The sequence below is a fragment of the Pseudomonas sp. BW7P1 genome, assembly GCF_024981055.1.
Lineage (GTDB): Bacteria > Pseudomonadota > Gammaproteobacteria > Pseudomonadales > Pseudomonadaceae > Aquipseudomonas > Aquipseudomonas bananamidigenes.
The window spans coordinates 2,782,360-2,802,591 of the sequence record NZ_CP103374.1; the positions used below are offsets into that span (position 1 = coordinate 2,782,360).

A 20,232-nucleotide genomic window follows, 5' to 3' on the forward strand; every position below is an offset into this window, starting at 1 on the left:
CGTGCGCCGGACAGATCGCGCGGCCATTTACGCTTTTCGACGTTTTGTCATATTCCGGCACTTACCGATGTAGAGAGTGGGCAGCCCAACCGGTTTTCAATGAGGCTGCATCGTGTTTCCACGTCTTCTGTGTTCGCTGTCCGTGCTGAGTCTGTCCATCGCCGCCGCTCATGCGGCCAGCCTTGATACCCCGCGCCTGCAGGGTATCGACAACTTCCGCGATGTCGCCGGTATCACCACGGCCTACTCAACGGCCCATGACGGCACGATGCGTGCCGGTGTGTTTTATCGCTCGAATGCACTGACGCCGACGGCGTCGGATCTGGCGACCCTCAACGGGCTGGGGATCAAGGCCGTTTATGATTTGCGCACCCCCAGTGAAATCGCGGCCACGCCGGACACGATGATCAGCGGCGCGACCTACCAGAACATCGACATCATCGGCGCCACCACTTCGGGCGCGAACATCACCACGGTCTCGTTTAAAAGCGCCACCGATGCCATCGCCATGATGCAGGACACCAACCGCGCCTTTGTCAGCGATGCCGGCATGCGCCGCCAGCTCGGCGTGTTGTTCAACGAACTGGCCGGCGTCGACGGTGCCGCGCTGTTCCACTGCACCGCCGGCAAGGACCGCACCGGCTGGACCGCCGCCGTGCTGCAAAGCATCGCCGGGGTCGACAACGCCACGATCATGAGCAACTACCTGGCGACCAACGACTACACCGCCGCCCGGGTGGCCAAAACCCTGGCGATGATGCCGGCAAGCATGGCTGCCATCTACGCGCCGCTGCTGGGCGTAGAGGCCAGTTACCTGCAAGCGGGTCTGGATCAGGTGACCGCGCAATACGGCAGCATGGACAACTACCTCAAGCAGGGTCTGGGTCTGTCCCAGGAAACCATCTACGTGCTGCGCGGCAAAATGGTCGAGTACAACAGCCTGCCCGGTCAGGCAGGGCTGATCGGCAATGCCGCCGCCGGTGCGCAGCTGTTGCAGGAATTGCAAAACAGCAAACTCTCGGGCACCTACAGCGCCTACAACTACTACCTGCAATCGGCCATCGACGCCGGCACCCTGGGCGGTGTCGAGTCCACCGTCGGCGGTCAGGTGCATGCCGATGCGGCGAGTTACCTGCTGCGTCAGAACGCAATGATCGAGCAGGCCGCCGCGCCGTTCGCCAGCGGCACTGACCTCAAGGTCGGCCAGTACCGTTTGTGGAGCACCGCGCTCGCCGGTTACCTGGGCACCGACGGTTCGGCCCATGCGCAAAGCAGCAACGAACACACTCAGGGCCTGATGGTCGGCGTCACTCAGCGCTTCTCCGAACAACTCAGCGCGCGTGGCGGGATCGGTTACAGCAAGGGCACCGTTGGCGCGGCGGGCGGCGAGGCCGATACCGATTTCACCTTCCTCGATCTGGGCGCCCGTTATGGCTTCTCCAGTCTGGAGCGGGGTTTGTTTGCCGATGCCAACCTCAGTACCGGTTATGTCGATTACGACAGCAAACGCGACCTCGGCGGCGGCCTCGGTTCGGCGAAAGGTGACACCCACGGCAATCTCGGCGGCGCCACGCTGGCGCTGGGTTATCGCCTGCCGATGAACGATAGGGTTCTGGAGCCGAGCCTCGGCGTGCGCGTCACTCGTCTCGACCTGTCGGGCTTCCAGGAGAAGGGCAGCGAGCTGGCCCTCGATGTCGACGGCCTCCAGCAAACCCGTCGCAGCGCCGTGGCCAATCTTGATGTCTCGTTCGCCCCGATGGCTGCGGGCGCATGGCAACTGGTGCCGGGTGTGCGGGTCGGCTACGAGCGTGTGCTGGGCGAACATCAGGTCGACAGTAAAGGGCATTTGCTGGGACTGGATATCGAACAACGCGCGGCGTTCGACAACCGTGATCAGTTCAGCGGCGGCGTCAACCTGATGGCCAGCCTTGGCGCGCTGAGTCTGGGCGCCGACGTCGGCGCGAGCGGCGGGGGCGACAGCCACGGTTTCAGTGGCGGGCTCAAGGCCAGTTATCAGTTCTGACATCTTCAATGCCAGACATGCCGCCATCGCTGGCAAGCCAGCTCCCACAGGGATTTGGGGTGTGCTCAAGATTTCTGCATCACCAAACAACCTGTGGGAGCGGGCTTGCCCCGGGCGGCGATCCGACGAAGAGGCCGGCACATCCACGCACATCATTGCCAGACACACCGCTATCGCGAGCAGGCTCGCTCCCACAGGGAATTGCGGTGCTATCGCAGTCCTTTTCGCATTTCTGCGGGGCTTACGCCGTAGGCATCCTGAAAGTATTGGCAGAACCGCCCGACATTACTGAAGCCGTATTGCAGGGCCACTTCGGTCACCGTTGACGACGAACCTCGCTTCAACGCTTCGCAGGCCCGCTCCAGCCTGACCTGGCGCTGATACGCGACAATCGAGGTCCCGACAAACCGCCGGAAACCTTCCTGCAACGCCCGCAAACTGACGTTCACCCTTCCCGCCAGATCCGTCCCGCTGACCAGTTGCTCGGGATGCGCCTGAATGTATTCGATGGCCTGCTTCACATGCCGTGGCGCAATCGACGGTTCGGGCCGGCGCAGGGCTTCGCTGAAGTTGTGCGGCCAGGCTTCCAGCACCGCGTCCACCAGCATTTCCCGCAGACGCGACGGCATCAGAGAACCGGCGTTCAACAGCAAGTCAAACTCAGTGCCGGTGGCCAGATCGATCAGAGCACGAATGCCCTGAAACGCCGGGCTGTTCAGGTCCACCCTCGGTTCGAAATGCAGCTTGTGCACGATCGGTCGGCTCAACAGCGACGACAAGCGTTCGGTGAGCGCAGCACGACTGATCGACATGCCGTGCTGGGCGTGATTGTCGACGAAACGCATCGAACGCAGATCCGCCTTGTCGATGGCCAGCCCCACATCGCTAAGCCCCACGGATTCATGGTTGAAAACGATCTTGCCGGCGGTGGGAATCACAAAGGTGATTTCATCGAACGGCTCGGGAAACGCGACCGTGAAATCGCCCCGATAATGCATGCGCCGGAAACTCACGCCTTCGTACCGGCCGTAAACGCCGCCGATGATGATGTCTTTCGGTGGTGGCGGTGTATCGCCATAGCGATTGCCGAACATCCGCGAGAACAGCGCGCCGAAGTCGTCGCAGGGCATATCGGCGGATCTGAGGATGATGGTCTGGCGCGTCGGGCTTGAGTACACCGGGAAGGTCACCTTGGCAGTCGGGGGCAAAGAGGCGCGAGGACGTTAGCAACCAACAATGACGCCGATGTGACAACGCTCGATGCTGTGCGTGGCGCTATGCACAGCATCGGGCGGAGTCGGGTCAGGTGTGATGAATCTCCCGATCCTTGGTCTCCGGCATGAAGAAAATCCCGAGAATCGCCGTCATCACCGCGATGACAATCGGGTACCACAAGCCGTAGTAAATATCCCCGGTGGCCGCGACCATCGCAAACGCCACCGTCGGCAGGAACCCGCCGAACCAGCCGTTGCCGATGTGGTAAGGCAGCGACATCGAGGTGTAGCGGATGCGCGCCGGGAACAGCTCGACCAGCCATGCGGCAATCGGGCCGTAAACCATGGTCACGTAGATCACCAGCACGGTCAGCAGGAGCAAGACCATCGGGTAGTTGGTCTTGGCCGGGTCGGCTTTTTCCGGGTAACCGGCCTCTTTCAGCGCGGTGCCGAGGCTGGCAGTGAAGGCATCGTTGCGGGTCTTGAAGTCAGCGGCTGGCAGGGCGCTGCCTTCGAAACTTTCGATGACCTTGTCGCCAATGCGCACCTGGGCCACGGTGCCCGGTTCCGCCACCACGTTTTCGTAAGGGATCGCCCGTTTGGCCAGGATGGTTTTCGCCAGATCGCAGGAGCTGGTGAATCTGGCCTTGCCCACCGGATCGAACTGGAACGAGCACTGATCCGGGTTGGCGACCACTTTGACCGGGTTCTTTTCCTGGGCGACGAACACGTCAGGGTTACCGTACTGGGTCAGCGCGTGGAAGATCGGGAAGTAGGTCACCGCCGCCAGAACGCACCCGGCCATGATGATGCCCTTGCGCCCGACGCGGTCGGACAGGCTGCCGAAAATCACGAAGAACGGCGTACCGATCAACAGCGAACCGGCGATCAGCAGGTTGGCGGTCTGCGGGTCGATTTTCAGGGTTTGCAGCAGGAAGAACAGCGCGTAGAACTGCCCGGTGTACCAGACCACCGCTTGGCCGGCGGTACCGCCGAGCAGGGCCATGATCACGATTTTCAGGTTGTCCCAACGAGCGAAGGATTCGGTCAGCGGCGCTTTCGACGCCTTGCCTTCGGCCTTCATCTTCATGAACACCGGCGACTCGTTCAGTTGCAGACGGATATACACCGACACCGCCAGCAGCAGGATCGACAGCAGAAACGGAATCCGCCAGCCCCAGGCCTCGAACGCCTCGGTGCCCAGCGCGGTGCGGCACGCCAGAATCACCAGCAGTGACAGAAACAGCCCGAGCGTCGCCGTGGTCTGAATCCACGAAGTGAAATACCCGCGCTTGCCCTTCGGCGCATGCTCGGCCACATACGTCGCCGCGCCGCCGTATTCACCGCCCAGCGCCAGCCCCTGCAGCAGCCGCAGGGTAATCAGAATGATCGGTGCTGCGACCCCGATCGTCGCGTAAGCCGGCAGGAAACCCACAATCGCCGTCGACACACCCATGATCACGATCGTGATCAGAAACGTGTGCTTGCGCCCGATCATGTCACCCAACCGCCCGAACACCACCGCCCCAAACGGCCGCACGGCAAAACCGGCGGCGAAGGCGAGCAGGGCGAAGATGAACGCCGTGGTCTCGTTGACCCCGGCGAAGAAGTGTTTGGCGATGATCGCGGCGAGCGAGCCGTAAAGGTAAAAGTCGTACCACTCGAACACCGTGCCGAGGGACGAGGCAAAGATAACCTTGCGCTCCTCTCGACTGACGCTGTGGTGCGGGGCACTGCCGGTGGACATGCTGTCGAGTACGGCCATGGGTGTTCTCCGTCGTGCTTGTTTTTGTAGGCCGGAGCACTTCATCAACGTCGCGTACCCGAGGCCTGTGGCGGATGCCGGATCAGGTGTTTCGTGGAGCATGCACAGCATCACGGCCCCGCGCGGGAGGGCGGGGTTTCCTTGAGCATAATTGGGATTGGGGGGATATCCAGTGGCGGCGGTGGATGGGGGCAGAGACGAAGAGGGTTTGGCTGGTTCGGGGAGCGTGTGAGTTAAATGAGTCCGTGTCCTCCGCTCCTTATCGTTATTCAGAATTTTGGTTGTTCTGAATAAGTATTAAAAACTGTTATTTCTATCAGGTGCGGCTGCTGATATTGCGTTGATATTTTTTGTAGGTGGGTTGGAAGATAAATCTGTCCCGATTTTTACTTGATTGATTTTTTAGGAGTATGGAGATGAGTCTACAGGTAGAAGGCGCAAGCGAACTTCTCTGGAATGTGGCGCGCCTGTTGGTGCGAATTAATTATTTTGACGAGGAGCGTCAAAAGGAGTTTGACAAGGTTTTGATACCGTTTTTGGCTTTTGTAGGTAAGAAAGAAAAATGCAATGGAACGTTTGTTTCCTCGGAGGTTGTTGGAGGATTGAAATCTCAAGGCTCGGACAGCCTTTGTCATAGGGAACTGGATTTTAAAGACGAGTCTGCGAGTGTTTCACCACATAGGAAAGAGTTGTTGCAAGATTTTGCGGCTTTGACGGGCGGGCAGGTTATCGCTGAGGGTAATGAGGGCGAAGCTCAATGGAATGATATTAAAAAGCGTTACCCAATAGGTACTCGTGTTATGGCTCGTGTAACCAACATGAGTCACTTAGGCGCCTTCGTTGAGGTAGAAGCAGGCATTGACGGTTTGATGCTGGTTTCGGAAATTAACTGGCCCAACGAGAACAACCCCCCTTCAGAAGGATTAAGTCCCGGTGACGAAGTGGAAGTCGAGATTTTGGGGGTCGACGAACAGCGTCGTAGTATCTCCCTAGGTATCAGATAATTAAAAGAATCAAGAAAGTGATGTTAATTGGTGGCGAGGGCAATCCTTCGCCACTACGGATTATTCCGCCGGAACAACTTTATCCAACACCCGATTCACCGCCAGTTCCGCCAGCATCACCACCTGCGCAATACCTTGCGCGGTTTGCGGTGAGGGCCCTTGCACGGAAAATAAATCTGTCCGTTTTGTTTTGTCTATTGTGGCCACGCTGTCTTGGCTGACGGAATGAGTTGAATAAGTCTGTGTCTTATGTTTTTTCAGAGCTTTGGTAATTCTGAATTGGTATTAAATACTGTTATTTCTGTCAGGTGTTGTGGTGGCTGTTAGTGGTCATACTTTGCTTGTGCGGGGCAGGAAATAAATCCGTGCCCTTGTTTTTTCATTTCGGTGAGGATACTGATCATGGCGCGTGTACACGGAAAGAAATATTCAAGTACAATTTTTTCGGGTTATACAAGCCAAGCAGCCGTTGAGCAGCATGTGGCGACGAACTACCCTTTGCCCGCCGCGGAGGTGGTTTCGCAAGGTTCGGATTATGTGGTTTATTTTGAGGATGATGTTAACGGGGTGTTATATCAAGAGCGTTCGGGGGGATTGTATGTTCCCACGACCACGAGTTATTAGCTCTGTGTAAAGTCAAAGGGGACGGATTTGTTTAATGAGAAATCAAAGGGGGGCGGACTTATTTGATCGTCCCCTTTTGATGTTGGTGGCGAAAAAAACTTCAATGATAAAGGTTATTCCGTCGGCACCACTTTATCCAACACCCGATTCACCGCCAGTTCCGCCAGCATCACCACCTGAGCAATGCCTTGCGCGGTCTTGCGGTGAGGCCCCTGAAGGAGGTCGGCGAAGTTGTTGAGCATGACGTTGGCCGAACCGAGGGTTTCGACGGCGTCGACCAGCAGCGATTCGTTGTTGCTGGCCGGGTTGGTCTGGTAGAGGCGGTTGGGGGTGTAGGGCGCGGCCATCATGTGGGCTGTCATCGGGCCGAGGTGGTAGTCGAGGGCGCGGTTGGCGGCCTCGTGAAACCGCTTCGAATCAGGGCATTCGTAGGGGGAGATTGGGTCGGTGATGCTGGCCGGTTCGGTGACCGGGGGATTTGGAGTTACTTTGAACATTGGCTCTAACCTCTCTGAGGAGTGAGGCTGCAACCATCTCGCTGCTAAACGAATAGGGTGGCAGCTGCGCGCAGGTTAGCAGACCGATGAGCCAAGCAATCGGCGCACCCGAAGGTGCCCTGCGCACAGCCACCATCAAGCTCAGAAATATCTGAATTGATAGAGACTTGAACGGCTTGACTCGACGAGCTGCTAAACCCGATCACTGCGAATCAGTGACCCGATCCAAGTTACCGGCCGACCCCAAGGCGCACAAGCCGGCGGATTCTGGCGTAGCCGTAGGCGCCGGCGCAAGGATTTGTAGGCTTCGGGAAGTTTCCTTGCGTGCTTTTACACATCCCTTGTTTCCAATGTTTATCGAGCGCGACAAGGCTCAAGAAACAGGCTTCAGACATCGGCACCGACTTGACGCTGTGGTGAGGGAGCTTGCTCCCGCTGGGGCACGCAGCGCGCCCAATCAAAGAGGGCCTGCTGTGCAGGCCAGCGGCAGCAAGCTCCCTGGCAAGGCGTCGAAATCCCTTCCAGGGTCGGGTTTGGCACAACCCGCCGCCGTGTCTGTAAACTGGCCGCCCGAAACGGCGCGCGATGGCGCCGTCCTCACTGCCAGCGAAGGACTTTCCCATGGCCAACTCAGACATCACCTACACCCCGGATCCGGATGCAGACTCGATCTCTTCGGACGTGACCGAATTCAACGGCATCCTGATGTCGACCCAGATCCCGACCCGTGCCGACGGCAGCCTGGAACTGGGCGACGTCACCGCGCAAAGTGAATGCACCTTGCAGGCGCTGAAAGTGGCGCTGGAAAAGGCCGGCAGCTCGATGGACCGCGTGCTGCACCTGACCATTTACCTGACCGACATGGCCGATCGCGCAGCCTTCAACGAGGTGTACAAGCGCTACTTCGCCAAGCCATGGCCGGTGCGTGCGGCGGTTGGCGTGGCGGCGCTGGCGGTTGAAGGGATGAAGGTGGAAGTCACCGCAATGGCCGCCAAGGCCTGACTTCAGCCCTGTTGAAAACCCTGTGGGAGCGGGCTTGCCCGCGATGGCGTCGTGTCAGCCAATACACCTCTAACTGATATACCGCTATCGCTGGCAAGCCAGCTCTCACAGGGGCTAACGGTATTGTCGGCAGCTGCCACCCGGCACCCCAAACGTGCCGCCCACGCGTTTCGCGGCTACAATGCGCGCCTCGACCGTGACCGCCTGACTAAAAAACATATGTCCTTGCCCAAACATCACCTGGAACTGCTCAGCCCCGCCCGTGACGTGGCCATTGCCCGCGAGGCCATCCTGCATGGCGCCGACGCGGTGTACATCGGCGGCCCGAGCTTCGGGGCGCGCCACAACGCGTGCAACGAGGTGAGCGAAATCGCCGAACTGGTGGAATTTGCCCGTCGCTACCACGCGCGCATCTTCACCACCCTCAACACCATCCTGCACGACAACGAACTGGAGCCGGCGCGCAAGCTGATCCACCAGTTGTACGACGCCGGCGTCGATGCGCTGATCGTCCAGGACCTGGGCGTGATGGAACTGGACATTCCTCCCATCGAGCTGCACGCCAGCACCCAGACCGACATCCGCACCCTTGCGCGGGCCAAGTTCCTCGATCAGGCCGGTTTCTCGCAACTGGTTCTGGCCCGTGAACTGAACCTGAAGGAAATCCGCGCAATTGCCGATGAAACCGATGCCGCCATCGAGTTCTTCATTCATGGCGCGCTGTGCGTGGCGTTTTCCGGTCAGTGCAACATTTCCCACGCGCAGACCGGGCGCAGTGCCAACCGTGGCGACTGCTCCCAGGCCTGCCGTCTGCCGTACACCCTGAAAGACGAAAAGGGTGGCGTGATCGCCTACGAAAAACACCTGCTGTCGATGAAGGACAACAACCAGAGCGCCAACATCCGCGCGCTGGTCGAGGCCGGTGTGCGTTCGTTCAAGATTGAAGGTCGCTACAAGGACATGGGCTATGTGAAGAACATCACCGCCTACTACCGCCAGCGCCTCGACGACGTGCTCAACGACCGCCCGGATCTGGCCCGCGCCTCCAGCGGCCGCACCGCGCATTTCTTCCTGCCGGACCCGGAAAAGACCTTCCATCGTGGCAGCACCGACTACTTCGTCAGCGAGCGCAAGATCGACATCGGCGCATTCGATTCGCCGACCTTCACCGGTCTGGCGGTGGGCACGGTCGAGAAAGTCGGCAAGCGTGACCTGCAAGTCGTCACCCATGAACCGCTGTCCAACGGCGACGGCCTCAACGTGCTGGTCAAACGTGAAGTGGTGGGTTTCCGCGCCAACATCGCCGAAGCCAAGGGCGAGTTCGAGGAAGAAGGCGAGAAGCGTTACCGCTACCGCGTCGAGCCGAACGAGATGCCGGAAGGTTTGTACAAGCTGCGCCCGAACCACCCGCTGAACCGCAACCTCGACCACAACTGGCAGCAGGCCTTGCTCAAGACCTCCGCCGAGCGCCGTATCGGTGTGAGCTGGCTGGCGAAGCTGCGTGAAGAACGCCTGGAACTGACCGTGACCAGCGAAGAGGGCATCAGCGCCAGCGTCGCGCTGGATGGCCCGTTCGGCGTCGCCAACAAACCGGAGCAGGCGCTGGAGACCTTGCACGACTTGCTCGGCCAGCTCGGTACCACCGAATACCACGCGACCTCGATCAAACTCGATGCGCCGCAAGCGTTCTTCATTCCGAACTCGCAGCTCAAGTCGTTGCGCCGCGAAGTGATCGAAGCGCTGACCGCCGCCCGTGTTGCCGCCCACCCACGCGGTTCGCGCAAGGCCGAGACCACGCCACCGCCGGTGTACCCGGAGGCGCATCTGTCGTTCCTGGCCAACGTCTACAACCAGAAGGCTCGCGACTTCTACCACCGTCACGGCGTGAAGCTGATCGACGCGGCGTACGAGGCCCACGAAGAGGCGGGCGAAGTGCCGGTGATGATCACCAAGCACTGCTTGCGGTTCTCCTTCAACCTGTGCCCGAAACAGGCCAAAGGCGTGACCGGCGTGAAGACCAAAGTCGCACCGATGCAGCTGATTCACGGCGATGAAGTGCTGACGCTGAAGTTCGACTGCAAACCGTGTGAAATGCACGTGATCGGAAAGATGAAGGGCCACATCCTGAACATGCCGCAGCCGGGCAGTGTGGTGGGGCATATCAGCCCAGAGGACCTGCTGAAGACGATCCCGCGGGCGCCGCACTGATTCAGAGGCTGCTGTGTGATAAATAAAAAAACCGGTGACGAAAGTCACCGGTTTTTTATGCCTGCCAGAAACTCAACTGGCTTCGTAGCGTGATCCTGTTGGCGGCGCCGCTTCGCCACTCAACGCATCGACCATTGGCGGATGGTCCTGCGCGGCCTGACGCAAATCCTCGGTCACCCGCAGCTCGGCACCGGTCGGCGAGAAGGTCGCTGCCGCTGCGAACGGCGCCGGGTTGGCCGGCACCGGACGCTTGCCGCGACGCCAGAAGAAGAATGTCACCATGGCCAGGTTGACCAGCGCGAAGGCCCAGAACAGGCCGGTTTCGCCATGGGCGTTCATCGCCGGGGAGATCAGCAGCGGGCTCATCGCCGAGCCCAGCGAGTTGATCAGCAACATGCCCTGAATCATCGGGACCAGCGTTTCGACCGGCGCACGGTCGGCGGCGTGGCTGACGGCAACCGGATACAGCGCGAACACGCCGCCACCCAGCAGGAACAACATCGCTGCGAGCAGGGCCGAGGACAGCGGCACCAGCACGATCACCAACGACAGCACGGTGCACGCGGCGCAGAGCACGGTCAGCACTTGCAGGCGATCCTTGCGGTCGGACCAGCGCCCGACCGGGTATTGCAGCAGCATCGCGCCGAGGATCGTCCAGGCCATCATGCTGCCGACTTCGCCGACGTTCAGGCCGATGCGTTGCAGGTACAACGGCAGCAAGGTGTAGATCGCGGCAATGGTCACGCCGGAGCCGAAGCAGCCGACCAGTCCGGTGGGTGACACGCCGAGCAAGGCCCGAGGCTTGAGCGGTTCGACCTGTTCCAGCAACGGCGAAACGCGCGGCAGGATCACGATCGGCAGCACCGACAGCGTCGCCAGCATGCCGGCGACCATGAACGGCGCGGTGTCGCCCAGGCCGGTGACTTTCCCCAAAAATGCCTGACCCAGTACCCCGGCGCCGTAGAGAACGATCATGTACAGCGCCAACAGACGGCCGCGAATCTTCGCGTCACCGGCCAGCAGCAGCCAGCTCTCGATCACCAGAAACACGCCGACCGTGGCCCAGCCGTTGATCAGGCGCAGCACGACCCAGCCCCAGGTGTCATAAAACAGTCCTTGCAGCAGGATGGTCGCGGCGATCAGCGAGGCGAAGCTGCTGTAGGCGCGGATATGGCCGATGCGCAGGATCAGCCGGTCGTTGAAAATCGCGCCCAGTGTGAGGCCGATGAAATAGGCCGAGGACACGATGCCGATCATCGTCGCCGATTCGCCGGCCGCGCCCAGGCGCAGGGTGGTCAGGGAGGACAGAAAACCGTTGCCCAAAGCAACAATGAACAGCCCGAGCAGGGGCGCCAGCGCCATGGCCAGCAAACGCGGTGTCATAAAAACCTCAAGTGATCGAACAGCGGAACGTGCGCCTCTGCGCAGGCGAGTGCCAAGCCGAAGTGTGTTGAAGACAAACGACCGCCGAACGGGCAGGACGATTGAGCCTGGCGCACTTCGTGAAAGTGGCCGGCTGTTCAAACCTGAGGGTTGTCATGGCTGCGGGCAGGCGCCGGTCGGGCGACTGCAAGAGGAGGCGCGATTTTAAGCCTTGTGTGGCGTTTGCCAAGGTGCCCGGGCTGCGACGTTGGGACGCAGGCTTGGGTCAAGTACGCTCGTTGAGGTCGGGGTTGATTGCACGCATGACCGAGTATTTTGCCGCCCCGGCGGTTAGCATGGCGGCATAACAAGTAACAGATGGACCGCATCTTGATCGAACGACGTCAATTCAGCGGTGGCATGAAGGGCAAGAACCTGCGCTACCTGAACGAACCTTCCTCCGGGGCGGGGCGCATGACCCGTACCGGGTTCGTGCTGCTGGAGCACTTTTCCCTGCCGGCCTTCACCCAGGCGCTGGACACCCTTATCACTGCCAACCTGCTGCGCCCCGGGCTGTTTTCCACCCGCACTTTCGGCCTGAGCGACGGCGAGGTGATCAGCGATCTGGGGCTGGTGATACGCCCCGACTCGCGTCTGGAAACCAGCGTGCTGCAGGAACTGGATTTGCTGGTGATCTGCGGCGGTTACCGCACGGAATTGAAGGCCAGCGACGAGTTCATCAGTCTTTTGAGAATGGCCGCCGAGGCGGGCGTGCTGCTGGCCGGGTTGTGGAATGGCGCCTGGTTTCTGGGGCGGGCAGGGGTGCTGGAAGGGTATCGCTGTGCGATTCACCCGGAACATCGACCGGCGCTGGCGGAAATCTCCAAGGCCACCCAAGTCAGCAGCGAGCCCTATGTGATCGACCGTGACCGCTTGACGGCGTCGAGCCCGTCCGGGGCGTTCCACATGGCGCTGGACTGGATCAAGAGTCTGCACGACAAGGCGCTGGTCGAAGGCATCGAAGACATTCTGGCGTTCGAGGAGTCGCGCTACCGACGCGTCAAACCCACGGAGAACATCAGCGTCAGCGCGCCGCTGCGTGAAGTGGTGAAACTGATGGACGCCAATCTCGAAGAGCCGCTGGAGCTGGAGCAGCTGGCGGTGTATGCGGGGCGCTCCCGGCGCCAACTGGAACGGCTGTTCAAGGAACAACTGGGCACCACCCCGCAGCGTTATTACATGGAGCTGCGTATCACCGAGGCGCGGCGGTTGCTGCAACACACCGAACTGTCCCAGGTGGATGTGCTGGTGGCCTGCGGATTTGTTTCGCCAAGCCATTTCAGCAAGTGCTACAGCGCCTATTTCGGTTATCGACCGTCCAAGGAAAAACGGCTCGTCAAATGACCAGCCGCTTTCAGGTGCGATTTCAGAGGTGGTCAGCGTCAATGATCGCCTTGGCAAACGTCTGCGGACTTTCCTGTGGCAGGTTGTGGCCGATGCCGCCGCTGATCAGGCGGAACTCATATTTGCCGGTGAAGCGCTTGGCGTAGTCTTCGGGCGCAGGGTGCGGGGCGCCGTTGGCATCGCCTTCCAGGGCGATGGTCGGCACGCTGATCGACGGCGCGGTGGCGAGTTTCTGCTCCAGCGCTTCGTACTGGCTTTCCCCCTGCACCAGCCCCAGACGCCAGCGGTAGTTGAACACGGTGATGGCGACGTGATCGGGGTTCTCCAGGGCTTTTGCGCTGCGGTCGAATGTGGCGTCGTCGAGGGCCCATTTCGGTGAGGCGGTCTGCCAGATCAGCTTGGCGAAATCATGGGTGTTTTTGGCGTAACCGGCGGCACCACGTTCGGTGGCGAAGTAGAACTGATACCACCATTGCAGCTCGGCCTTGGGCGGCAGCGGGTTCTTGCCGGCGGCCTGATTACCGATCAGGTAACCGCTGACCGACACCAGCGCTTTCACCCGCTCAGGCCACAACGCCGAGACGATGTCCGCCGAGCGCGCGCCCCAGTCATAGCCGCCGAGCACGGCCTGTTTGATTTTCAGTGCATCCATGAAGTCGATCACGTCACTGGCGAGCGCCGCCGGCTGACCATTGCGCACAGTCTTGTCGGAAAGGAAATGCGTGTCGCCATAACCCCGGGCGTACGGCATCAATACCCGATAACCCTTGGCCGCCAGAATCGGTGCGACTTCGTCGTAGCTGTGAATGTCGTAGGGCCAGCCGTGCAGCAGGATCACCACCGGGCCATCGGCCGGGCCGGTTTCGGCGTAGGCCACGTCCAGCACGCCGGCCTTCACATGTTTCAGCGCGCCGAAGGGCAGGTCGGCCTTCACACTGGCAGCTTCGGTTTTGACCGGCTCCGGTGCAGCCGATTGTGCGTTGGCGAATGCTCCGAACTGCATCAGCGCGGTGGCGAGAATCGACAGGCCCAGCAGGCGACGGGTTTTGCCGGCAGCGGTGGTGTGCAGTGCAGGTTTCATGGGACGGCTCCTTTTGCAATCGACGGGGATGGGGTTCTGGGGAACCCTTCTGAACTGGAGTCCAGTAAAGCCTGTCGGTGTATCCGTGCTGTTTCGGTTTTGCTCCCGAGTCAGGCATGTGTGTATCCGCAGGCATTGCGTACACAGTGCGATACAAACCCGTGATCCATGAAAAAGCCCCGAATGATCGGGGCCCGGTTTTTTGCATGCCTGGTGGGGTCAGGTCTGGGTGACGTGCTTCGGCCCGGCCAGCGCCCAGGCGATCAGGCCCAGCAACGGCACGAACACGATCAGTACGATCCAGACGCCCTTGTTGCTCGATTTTCCCTCGCTCTTGCGCACCCGGTTGATTGCCCACAGTTCCACGAGCAAAAGAATGATGGCCAGCACGATCCACGTGGTTTCGATTTGCATGAGCTACCTCCTGATGGTCATTCGGTTAGGCGGCTGGTGAAACCGGGGGTTCATTAAATTTGCGTCCTGCCTGCGTCGGATAACCTGCACAAATCTTCTAAACGCATTGACGTGAAGCGCGGTAAGTTAGTCGCCATCCCCTATTTCTCCGGAGCCTTTGCGTGGACAAACGCAACTGGATCGACCTGTCCCAGGATGCCGACACCGGGATCGAGACGATCCGTGCCCATTTCCAGGGTCATGCCTACGATCCGCACTGGCATGACAGCTTTCTGGTGGGCGTCACCGAGCAAGGGGTGCAGCAGTTCGATTGCCGGCGCGTGCGGCATTTCAGTACGCCGGGCAAGGCGATCATGCTGGAGCCGGGAGAGATCCACGACGGGCACGCACCGACCGAAGAGGGTTTCACTTACTCGATGCTCTACTTCGATCCGAACTGGCTGGAACGCGAGTTGCTGGCGCTGTTCGAGCAGGCGCCGGATAACCGTCAGCTCGGTTTCGCCGACACCCTGAGCCAGGACCCGCGTCTGGCCACGTCCATCAATCAGGCCTTTCACGCACTGCATCACGGCGACTTGCGTATCGTGCGGCAGAGTGCGATCGACACTTTGCTCGGATCACTGACCGCTCATCTCGACTGGCGCAAGCGTCAGGCCTTCGATCCACGCCTGCCACGGGTGGCGCAAGTGGCGCGGGACTATCTGCATGCCCATGCCTTCGAGGACATCGGTCTGGATGATCTGGCCCGGGTCTGCGGGGTGGACCGCTTTCGTCTGACCCGCGCCTTCAAGTCGGCCTTCGGGCTGGCGCCCCATGGTTACCTGATCCAGTTGCGACTGGCCCGGGCCCGGCAAATGCTGGCGCGAGGCGAAACGCCCGCCAACGTCGCCAGCGCACTGGGCTTTGCCGATCAAAGCCATCTCGGCCGCTGGTTTCGCCGCGCCTATCACCTCACACCTGCGGACTACCGCAAGCGCTGCTCAAACCTTCCAGACTGAACCTCATGCAACCGCGACCATGGCCTCCTGTCCTGATCCGGAGTCCATGCCATGGAATCGCTGTTGCCTTTTTTGCTGTTTTCCTTCGTCGCCTCGATCACCCCGGGGCCGACCAATATTCTGGTGATGAGCCACAGTTCACGGCGCGGAATGCTGGCCACGCTGCCGATCATCTTCGGCGCCTGTCTGTCGGCGGCGCTGGTGGTGCTGGTGGTCGGGCTCGGTGTGGGCGAAACGCTGTTGCGCTATCCCCGGGTGCAGCAGGCGATGGCCTGGGCCGGGGTGCTGTGGCTGAGCTGGCTGGCGTGGCAGATCTTTCGCAGTACGCCGCCGTCGCTGGACTCGACAGCGGCAAGTGATGGCGGCTTCAGCGTGTTCGGTGCTGCCGGCCTGCAACTGATCAACCCGAAGGTGTGGATGATGGCCGTAGCGGTGGTCAGTGTGTTTGGCGGGAGCGGCGATGAACAAACGCGGATGCTGTTGCTGGCCTTCGTGTTTCTGCTGGTCTGCCTGCCGTGCATGACGGCGTGGGCGGCGCTGGGTGTGGGCAGTGCGCGGCTCTTTGGCTCGCCACGGGCATTCAGGCGCATGAATGCCGGGTTGGCGTTTTTGCTGTTGTTGTCGGCCTGGTTGACGGTGTTGGTGTAGCCCCCCAGAATCGCGCCCCGATCCGGCCATCGATGCCGGACGTTCAGAGTGAAAGAGGTTGCGGTTGAACGAACAGACATTGTCCAGGCGCCTGGAACGGGTGGCGGCACACGTACCCGTGGGGGCGCGGCTGGCGGATATTGGCTCCGATCACGGCTATCTGCCGGTGGCGTTGATGCGTCGCGGTGCCATTGAAGCGGCAGTGGCGGGGGAGATGGCCTTGACGCCGTTTCGCTCGGCCGAACGCACCGTGCGTGAGAACGATCTGGGCGAACGGATTACTGTACGCCTGGCTGATGGCTTGATGGCCATCGAACCGGAAGATGCAATTACCGCAATCAGCCTCTGTGGCATGGGCGGCGAAACCATCCGTGACATTCTCGAAGCCGGCAAGGCCCGCCTGAGCGGTCGCGAACGCCTGATCCTGCAACCCAACGGTGGCGAGCAACCGCTGCGCCAATGGTTGATGGACAACGACTACCGGATCCTCTGCGAGGAAGTCCTGCGGGAAAACCGTTTCGATTACGAAATCATCGTCGCCGAGCGTGGCGGGCCGGTGAGCTACACCGCCGAGGAACTTTACTTCGGCCCGTTGCATTTGCAGACGCGCTGCCCGGCATTCATCGGCAAATGGCAGCATCGTCTGCGCCACAAACAACAGACCCTGCATCACTTCGGGCGCGCGCGGCACGGGGTTTGCGAGCACAAGGTGCAAGACCTGGTCCGTCAGGTGCGGTGGATTACCGACGTGCTGGCTTGAGACCGGCCCGAGGCTGATATCATTCGCCCACTTTCAAGCAGGGTAGAACCATGAACCGTCAGAAGAAACTGCAACAGCTCTTCAAGGAAAAATCCAGAAAGGCCAACGCCAAACTGGCCCCCAAGAGCAACAAACCGAAGTACATCAGCAAGGCGGATCGCCTGAAACTGGCGGCGGAAACGGCGCCGGAGTCGACTGACACCACTGAGGCCTGATCAAGCAGGTGCGCAGCGGTATAAGCCCCCATCGGGTTTCCCCTCAGGTACTCGGCGGCTTCGCCAGCTCAATCCCCGCCGCCCCCAGCCGCTTGAGTATCTCGAACAACAAATCACTCTTGGTCTTGCCGACAATTCGCGGGCTGTCGACGTAACCGGTTACGGTCAGGGTGATGCCATCGGGCGAAAGCTTGCTGAAGCGCACGAAGGGCGCCGGTTTGCCGAGGATGGTTTCGTGTTCTTTGTAGGTATCGAGCAACAGGCTTTTGACTTGTTCCGGATCGATGTCCAGCGGGAACATCAGCTCCAGCGTCGCCACGCCCTGGGCACTGCCGCCGAGGGTGACGTTGCGCAGGTTCTGCGAGATCAGTTGCGAGTTGGGCACGATCACGATCGAGCGGTCACTGAGCTGGATCTCGGTGGCGCGCACGTTGATCCGCCGGATGTCGCCCTCGACGCCGCTGATGCTGATCAGATCGCCAACCTTGACCGGGCGCTCGGTGAGCAGGATCAGCCCGGAGACGAAATTCTTCACGATCTCCTGCAGACCGAAACCGATCCCCACCGACAGTGCGCTGACGATCCACGCCAGGTTGGTCCACTGCACGCCCAGTGACGACAGCGTCAACAGAATCACCACTGCGTAGCCGATGTTGGAAAACAGCGTACTGAGCGACGCACACATGCCAGGGTCCATGTCGGTCTTGGGCAGGAACTCGTTGTCGAGCCAGCGGCGCAGGGCGCGAATCAGGTAGATACCGATCAACAGCGCCAGCGCCGCATTGAGCAGGTGGCCGGGAACTATGTGCAGTTTGCGCAGGCCGGCGCCGCCGAGAATCGTACCGATGCTGGCGGCCAATTGGCCCAGCGTGGTGCCGATGCCGCCGACGAACAAGGTGATCCCCGCCAGTAGCAACAGCGCGGCGCGGCCCACGCCGGCCAACAGGGTCGAGGCCTGTTCGAGGCGCCGGTCACCGACGCCCAGCAGTTGCTTCAAGGCCTTGCCGCTGGAGTGGCGGGGGGAGAAAAAATACTCGCAGCTGTCCTTGAGCAATTGCATCAACAGGTAGAAGCCGGACAGCACGATAAACGCCCACACCAGTTCATAGGTGATGAACCGCGCCAGTGAGACATAACCGGTGAGCAATGCGCCCAGGGAAATGACCATCGCCAAGGTGGTGAGGCTGTAAATCAAGCCGGCCAGGGTATTGCCCGTCACTTGCGCGTCCCCGGCGGCCGCCAGCGCCTTGCGCACCTTGCCGACGCGCATCAGCAGCACGGTGACAATGGCCAATACCACCAGCGCGATCACGCCGCGACCGGTGATCACGATCTGGCTGCTCATGCCGGACGAATTGCCGACTTGCACGGCGGTCACCAGCACCAGCAGTGTCGCGGCGAGGATCCGTGCGAAGGGTTTGAGCGTCAGAGCAACGGGTTCGGCAATCACCGGCAGCCGCCACGACGGATGTTCGGTTGAAAGCAACGCCCGGCTCAGGCCGGTGATCATCACGCAGGCGTACACCACTTTCTGGAATTCGTCGGAAAAGGTCGCCAGCATCGGCGGCAGCGGCACATGACGGGTGCAGGCGTAATACAGCAGTTCCAGGGCGATCGCAGTGGTTGCCAGTGTCGCCAGCGCCGAGGCAAATGCCAGCGAGCTGCGCCGCAGCCGGCCTTCGGGCATGCGATGAATGCATACCCACGCCAGCCAGCGGTCGGCGAGACGCCGGCCCAGCGTCCAGATGACGAAAGACAACACCACCAGCACGGCGGTGTAGAACCGTTGCCCCGGTTGCCAGGCCTCGGTGCCGGTTTCCTTGATTTGCTGGACGAACTCCTGCAGGCGCTGGCGATCCTCGGGGGCGGGATCGACCACCGGCGACCAGAAATCCGGGCTCAGCACGCTGTCGGTGCGCAGGGTGAGTTCGCTTTCCAGCAGCGTGCGGCGTATGCCGGCGATCTGGCTGATCAGCTCTGTGGCGCTTTGTTTGAGCGTGGCCAGATTCTTCAGCGCGGTGTCGACCTTGTTTTTCTGTTCGATCAGCGTCGCCCGTTGCGCGGCGATATCGGCTTGTTCGGCGGCGACTGTTTCCGTCGGCGCCGCGCCCAGCACGCCCAGTTGCACGGTCAGTTGCGCCTGCTGTGGCAACAGCGAAGCCGACAGCCGATCGATGTCGAGAATAAATGTCTGCACCCGATCCTGCGGACCTTCGAGCTGGTTGTAATTGTTGGCGGACGAGATCTGTTGCTTGAGGCCGTCGAGGCGTAACTGCAAGGCTTGCAGATCACTTTGCGTGACGCCGGGAAGCGCGGCGCCTGTGTCGGCGACACCCGGCAGGTCGGCCGCCGACACCATGGTCAGGCCCGGGCCGAGCAGGATCAGAACGACCAACATCAATGACTTCAAGGCAGGGCGCATGGGGCTGACGGATTCCGGTTGAACACACAAACACTCAGGTTAGGTGATCGTTCGAGCGCTGCATGATTTTCCGTGGCTAATCCTGGCTTAATGTTCATCCGCTGATATCGCCGGCACTTGATTGTGAACCCCTTTTTTCGCCACTAGACTCACGGCCATGAAACGCTATCTGCGGTTTTGTCTTGTCTTCCTGATCAGCCTGGCGCTTCCCCTCAGCGGGATGGCGGGCGTGCAGGCGCCGACGGAACCCTGCCCGATGCAAGCCATGGGCATGGCGATGATGGACGGCATGGGCATGGATTGCTGCAAGGACATGAAAAGTCCTGCCGACCATGGCACACCCTGCAAGCCAGGCCAGGAGTGCAAGACCGGCGGTGTGCTGCAAGTCGCGATCCTCAAACCGCCCGTCACCGTGTTCAGCCCCGTGACGCATTCTTTCTTCAGTGATTCCCTGCCCGTAGCGACCCCGTCCGGGGTCTGGCGACCGCCCCGCATCTGATTCCTGTCTCCCTTGAAAACTCATTCCGCCCTGGCGGAGTGGATTGGCTGTGCGCGTGTTTTTCGCCGCGCATAGCGGACGATCACAGGAAT

Annotated in this window: 18 protein-coding genes; 11 read left to right on the forward strand and 7 right to left on the reverse strand. The window is 60.8% G+C overall.

Annotated elements, in window-relative coordinates:
- Positions 1 to 112: 112 nt before the first annotated feature.
- Positions 113 to 2,023, forward strand: coding sequence for a tyrosine-protein phosphatase (locus NWV16_RS12410; RefSeq protein WP_260523259.1), 1,911 nt, complete (start codon positions 113 to 115; stop codon positions 2,021 to 2,023).
- A gap of 209 nt (positions 2,024 to 2,232) precedes the next feature.
- On the opposite strand, the gene NWV16_RS12415 is transcribed toward NWV16_RS12410, so the two are convergent.
- A complete protein-coding gene (locus NWV16_RS12415; protein WP_260523260.1) occupies positions 2,233 to 3,201 on the reverse strand; it encodes an AraC family transcriptional regulator in 969 nt (322 codons plus the stop codon).
- A gap of 124 nt (positions 3,202 to 3,325) precedes the next feature.
- Positions 3,326 to 5,002 carry an MFS transporter gene (locus NWV16_RS12420; RefSeq protein ID WP_260523261.1) on the reverse strand — a complete coding sequence of 559 codons (1,677 nt, stop codon included), beginning with the start codon at positions 5,000 to 5,002 and terminating at the stop codon, positions 3,326 to 3,328.
- 416 nt (positions 5,003 to 5,418) lie between these two features.
- Between NWV16_RS12420 and NWV16_RS12425 the strand changes: the two genes are divergently transcribed.
- Positions 5,419 to 6,006 (forward strand): S1 RNA-binding domain-containing protein, encoded by a 588-nt coding sequence (locus tag NWV16_RS12425; protein ID WP_260523262.1) that lies wholly within the window; start codon positions 5,419 to 5,421, stop codon positions 6,004 to 6,006.
- A gap of 402 nt (positions 6,007 to 6,408) precedes the next feature.
- Positions 6,409 to 6,630, forward strand: coding sequence for a hypothetical protein (locus NWV16_RS12430; protein WP_260523263.1), 222 nt, complete (start codon positions 6,409 to 6,411; stop codon positions 6,628 to 6,630).
- A gap of 113 nt (positions 6,631 to 6,743) precedes the next feature.
- On the opposite strand, the gene NWV16_RS12435 is transcribed toward NWV16_RS12430, so the two are convergent.
- Entirely contained in the window at positions 6,744 to 7,127 is a 384-nt protein-coding gene (locus NWV16_RS12435; protein WP_260523264.1) for a DUF6124 family protein, read from the reverse strand.
- A 621-nt stretch (positions 7,128 to 7,748) separates the two neighbouring features.
- On the opposite strand from NWV16_RS12435, the gene NWV16_RS12440 reads away from it, so the two are divergent.
- Positions 7,749 to 8,129 (forward strand): RidA family protein, encoded by a 381-nt coding sequence (locus tag NWV16_RS12440; RefSeq protein ID WP_260523265.1) that lies wholly within the window; start codon positions 7,749 to 7,751, stop codon positions 8,127 to 8,129.
- Positions 8,130 to 8,348: 219 nt separating this feature from the next.
- Positions 8,349 to 10,337, forward strand: coding sequence for a U32 family peptidase (locus NWV16_RS12445; protein WP_260523266.1), 1,989 nt, complete (start codon positions 8,349 to 8,351; stop codon positions 10,335 to 10,337).
- A 72-nt stretch (positions 10,338 to 10,409) separates the two neighbouring features.
- Here NWV16_RS12445 and NWV16_RS12450 read toward each other — a convergent pair whose 3' ends face one another.
- Entirely contained in the window at positions 10,410 to 11,720 is a 1,311-nt protein-coding gene (locus tag NWV16_RS12450; protein WP_260523267.1) for an MFS transporter, read from the reverse strand.
- Between the two features lie 357 nt (positions 11,721 to 12,077).
- On the opposite strand from NWV16_RS12450, the gene NWV16_RS12455 reads away from it, so the two are divergent.
- Positions 12,078 to 13,103 carry a GlxA family transcriptional regulator gene (locus NWV16_RS12455; protein WP_260523268.1) on the forward strand — a complete coding sequence of 342 codons (1,026 nt, stop codon included), beginning with the start codon at positions 12,078 to 12,080 and terminating at the stop codon, positions 13,101 to 13,103.
- Positions 13,104 to 13,125: 22 nt separating this feature from the next.
- On the opposite strand, the gene NWV16_RS12460 is transcribed toward NWV16_RS12455, so the two are convergent.
- Together NWV16_RS12460 and NWV16_RS12465 are read right to left on the reverse strand one after the other, a co-directional pair.
- The gene (locus NWV16_RS12460; RefSeq protein WP_260523269.1) at positions 13,126 to 14,184 is read right to left on the reverse strand and encodes an alpha/beta fold hydrolase; all 1,059 of its coding nucleotides are present in this window, start codon (positions 14,182 to 14,184) and stop codon (positions 13,126 to 13,128) included.
- A 219-nt stretch (positions 14,185 to 14,403) separates the two neighbouring features.
- Positions 14,404 to 14,598: a PLDc N-terminal domain-containing protein gene (locus NWV16_RS12465; protein ID WP_065260008.1), complete on the reverse strand. Its 195-nt coding sequence runs from the start codon at positions 14,596 to 14,598 to the stop codon at positions 14,404 to 14,406.
- A 161-nt stretch (positions 14,599 to 14,759) separates the two neighbouring features.
- Between NWV16_RS12465 and NWV16_RS12470 the strand changes: the two genes are divergently transcribed.
- The 4 genes from NWV16_RS12470 to NWV16_RS12485 all read left to right on the forward strand — a co-directional run bounded on the left by NWV16_RS12470 (position 14,760) and on the right by NWV16_RS12485 (position 17,219).
- The gene (locus NWV16_RS12470; RefSeq protein ID WP_260523270.1) at positions 14,760 to 15,596 is read left to right on the forward strand and encodes an AraC family transcriptional regulator; all 837 of its coding nucleotides are present in this window, start codon (positions 14,760 to 14,762) and stop codon (positions 15,594 to 15,596) included.
- 51 nt (positions 15,597 to 15,647) lie between these two features.
- Positions 15,648 to 16,244 (forward strand): LysE family translocator, encoded by a 597-nt coding sequence (locus NWV16_RS12475; protein ID WP_260523271.1) that lies wholly within the window; start codon positions 15,648 to 15,650, stop codon positions 16,242 to 16,244.
- 64 nt (positions 16,245 to 16,308) lie between these two features.
- Positions 16,309 to 17,004 carry a tRNA (adenine(22)-N(1))-methyltransferase gene (locus NWV16_RS12480; protein ID WP_260523272.1) on the forward strand — a complete coding sequence of 232 codons (696 nt, stop codon included), beginning with the start codon at positions 16,309 to 16,311 and terminating at the stop codon, positions 17,002 to 17,004.
- 50 nt (positions 17,005 to 17,054) lie between these two features.
- Complete coding sequence (locus NWV16_RS12485; RefSeq protein WP_234204974.1) at positions 17,055 to 17,219, forward strand: DUF2986 domain-containing protein; 165 nt, start codon at positions 17,055 to 17,057, stop codon at positions 17,217 to 17,219.
- A gap of 43 nt (positions 17,220 to 17,262) precedes the next feature.
- On the opposite strand, the gene NWV16_RS12490 is transcribed toward NWV16_RS12485, so the two are convergent.
- On the reverse strand, positions 17,263 to 19,641 hold the full coding sequence (locus NWV16_RS12490; RefSeq protein WP_260523273.1) for a DUF3772 domain-containing protein: 2,379 nt from the start codon (positions 19,639 to 19,641) through the stop codon (positions 17,263 to 17,265).
- Between the two features lie 157 nt (positions 19,642 to 19,798).
- Between NWV16_RS12490 and NWV16_RS12495 the strand changes: the two genes are divergently transcribed.
- Positions 19,799 to 20,140, forward strand: a complete 342-nt coding sequence (locus NWV16_RS12495) for a hypothetical protein (protein ID WP_260523274.1) — start codon at positions 19,799 to 19,801, stop codon at positions 20,138 to 20,140.
- The last annotated feature ends 92 nt before the right edge of the window (positions 20,141 to 20,232 follow it).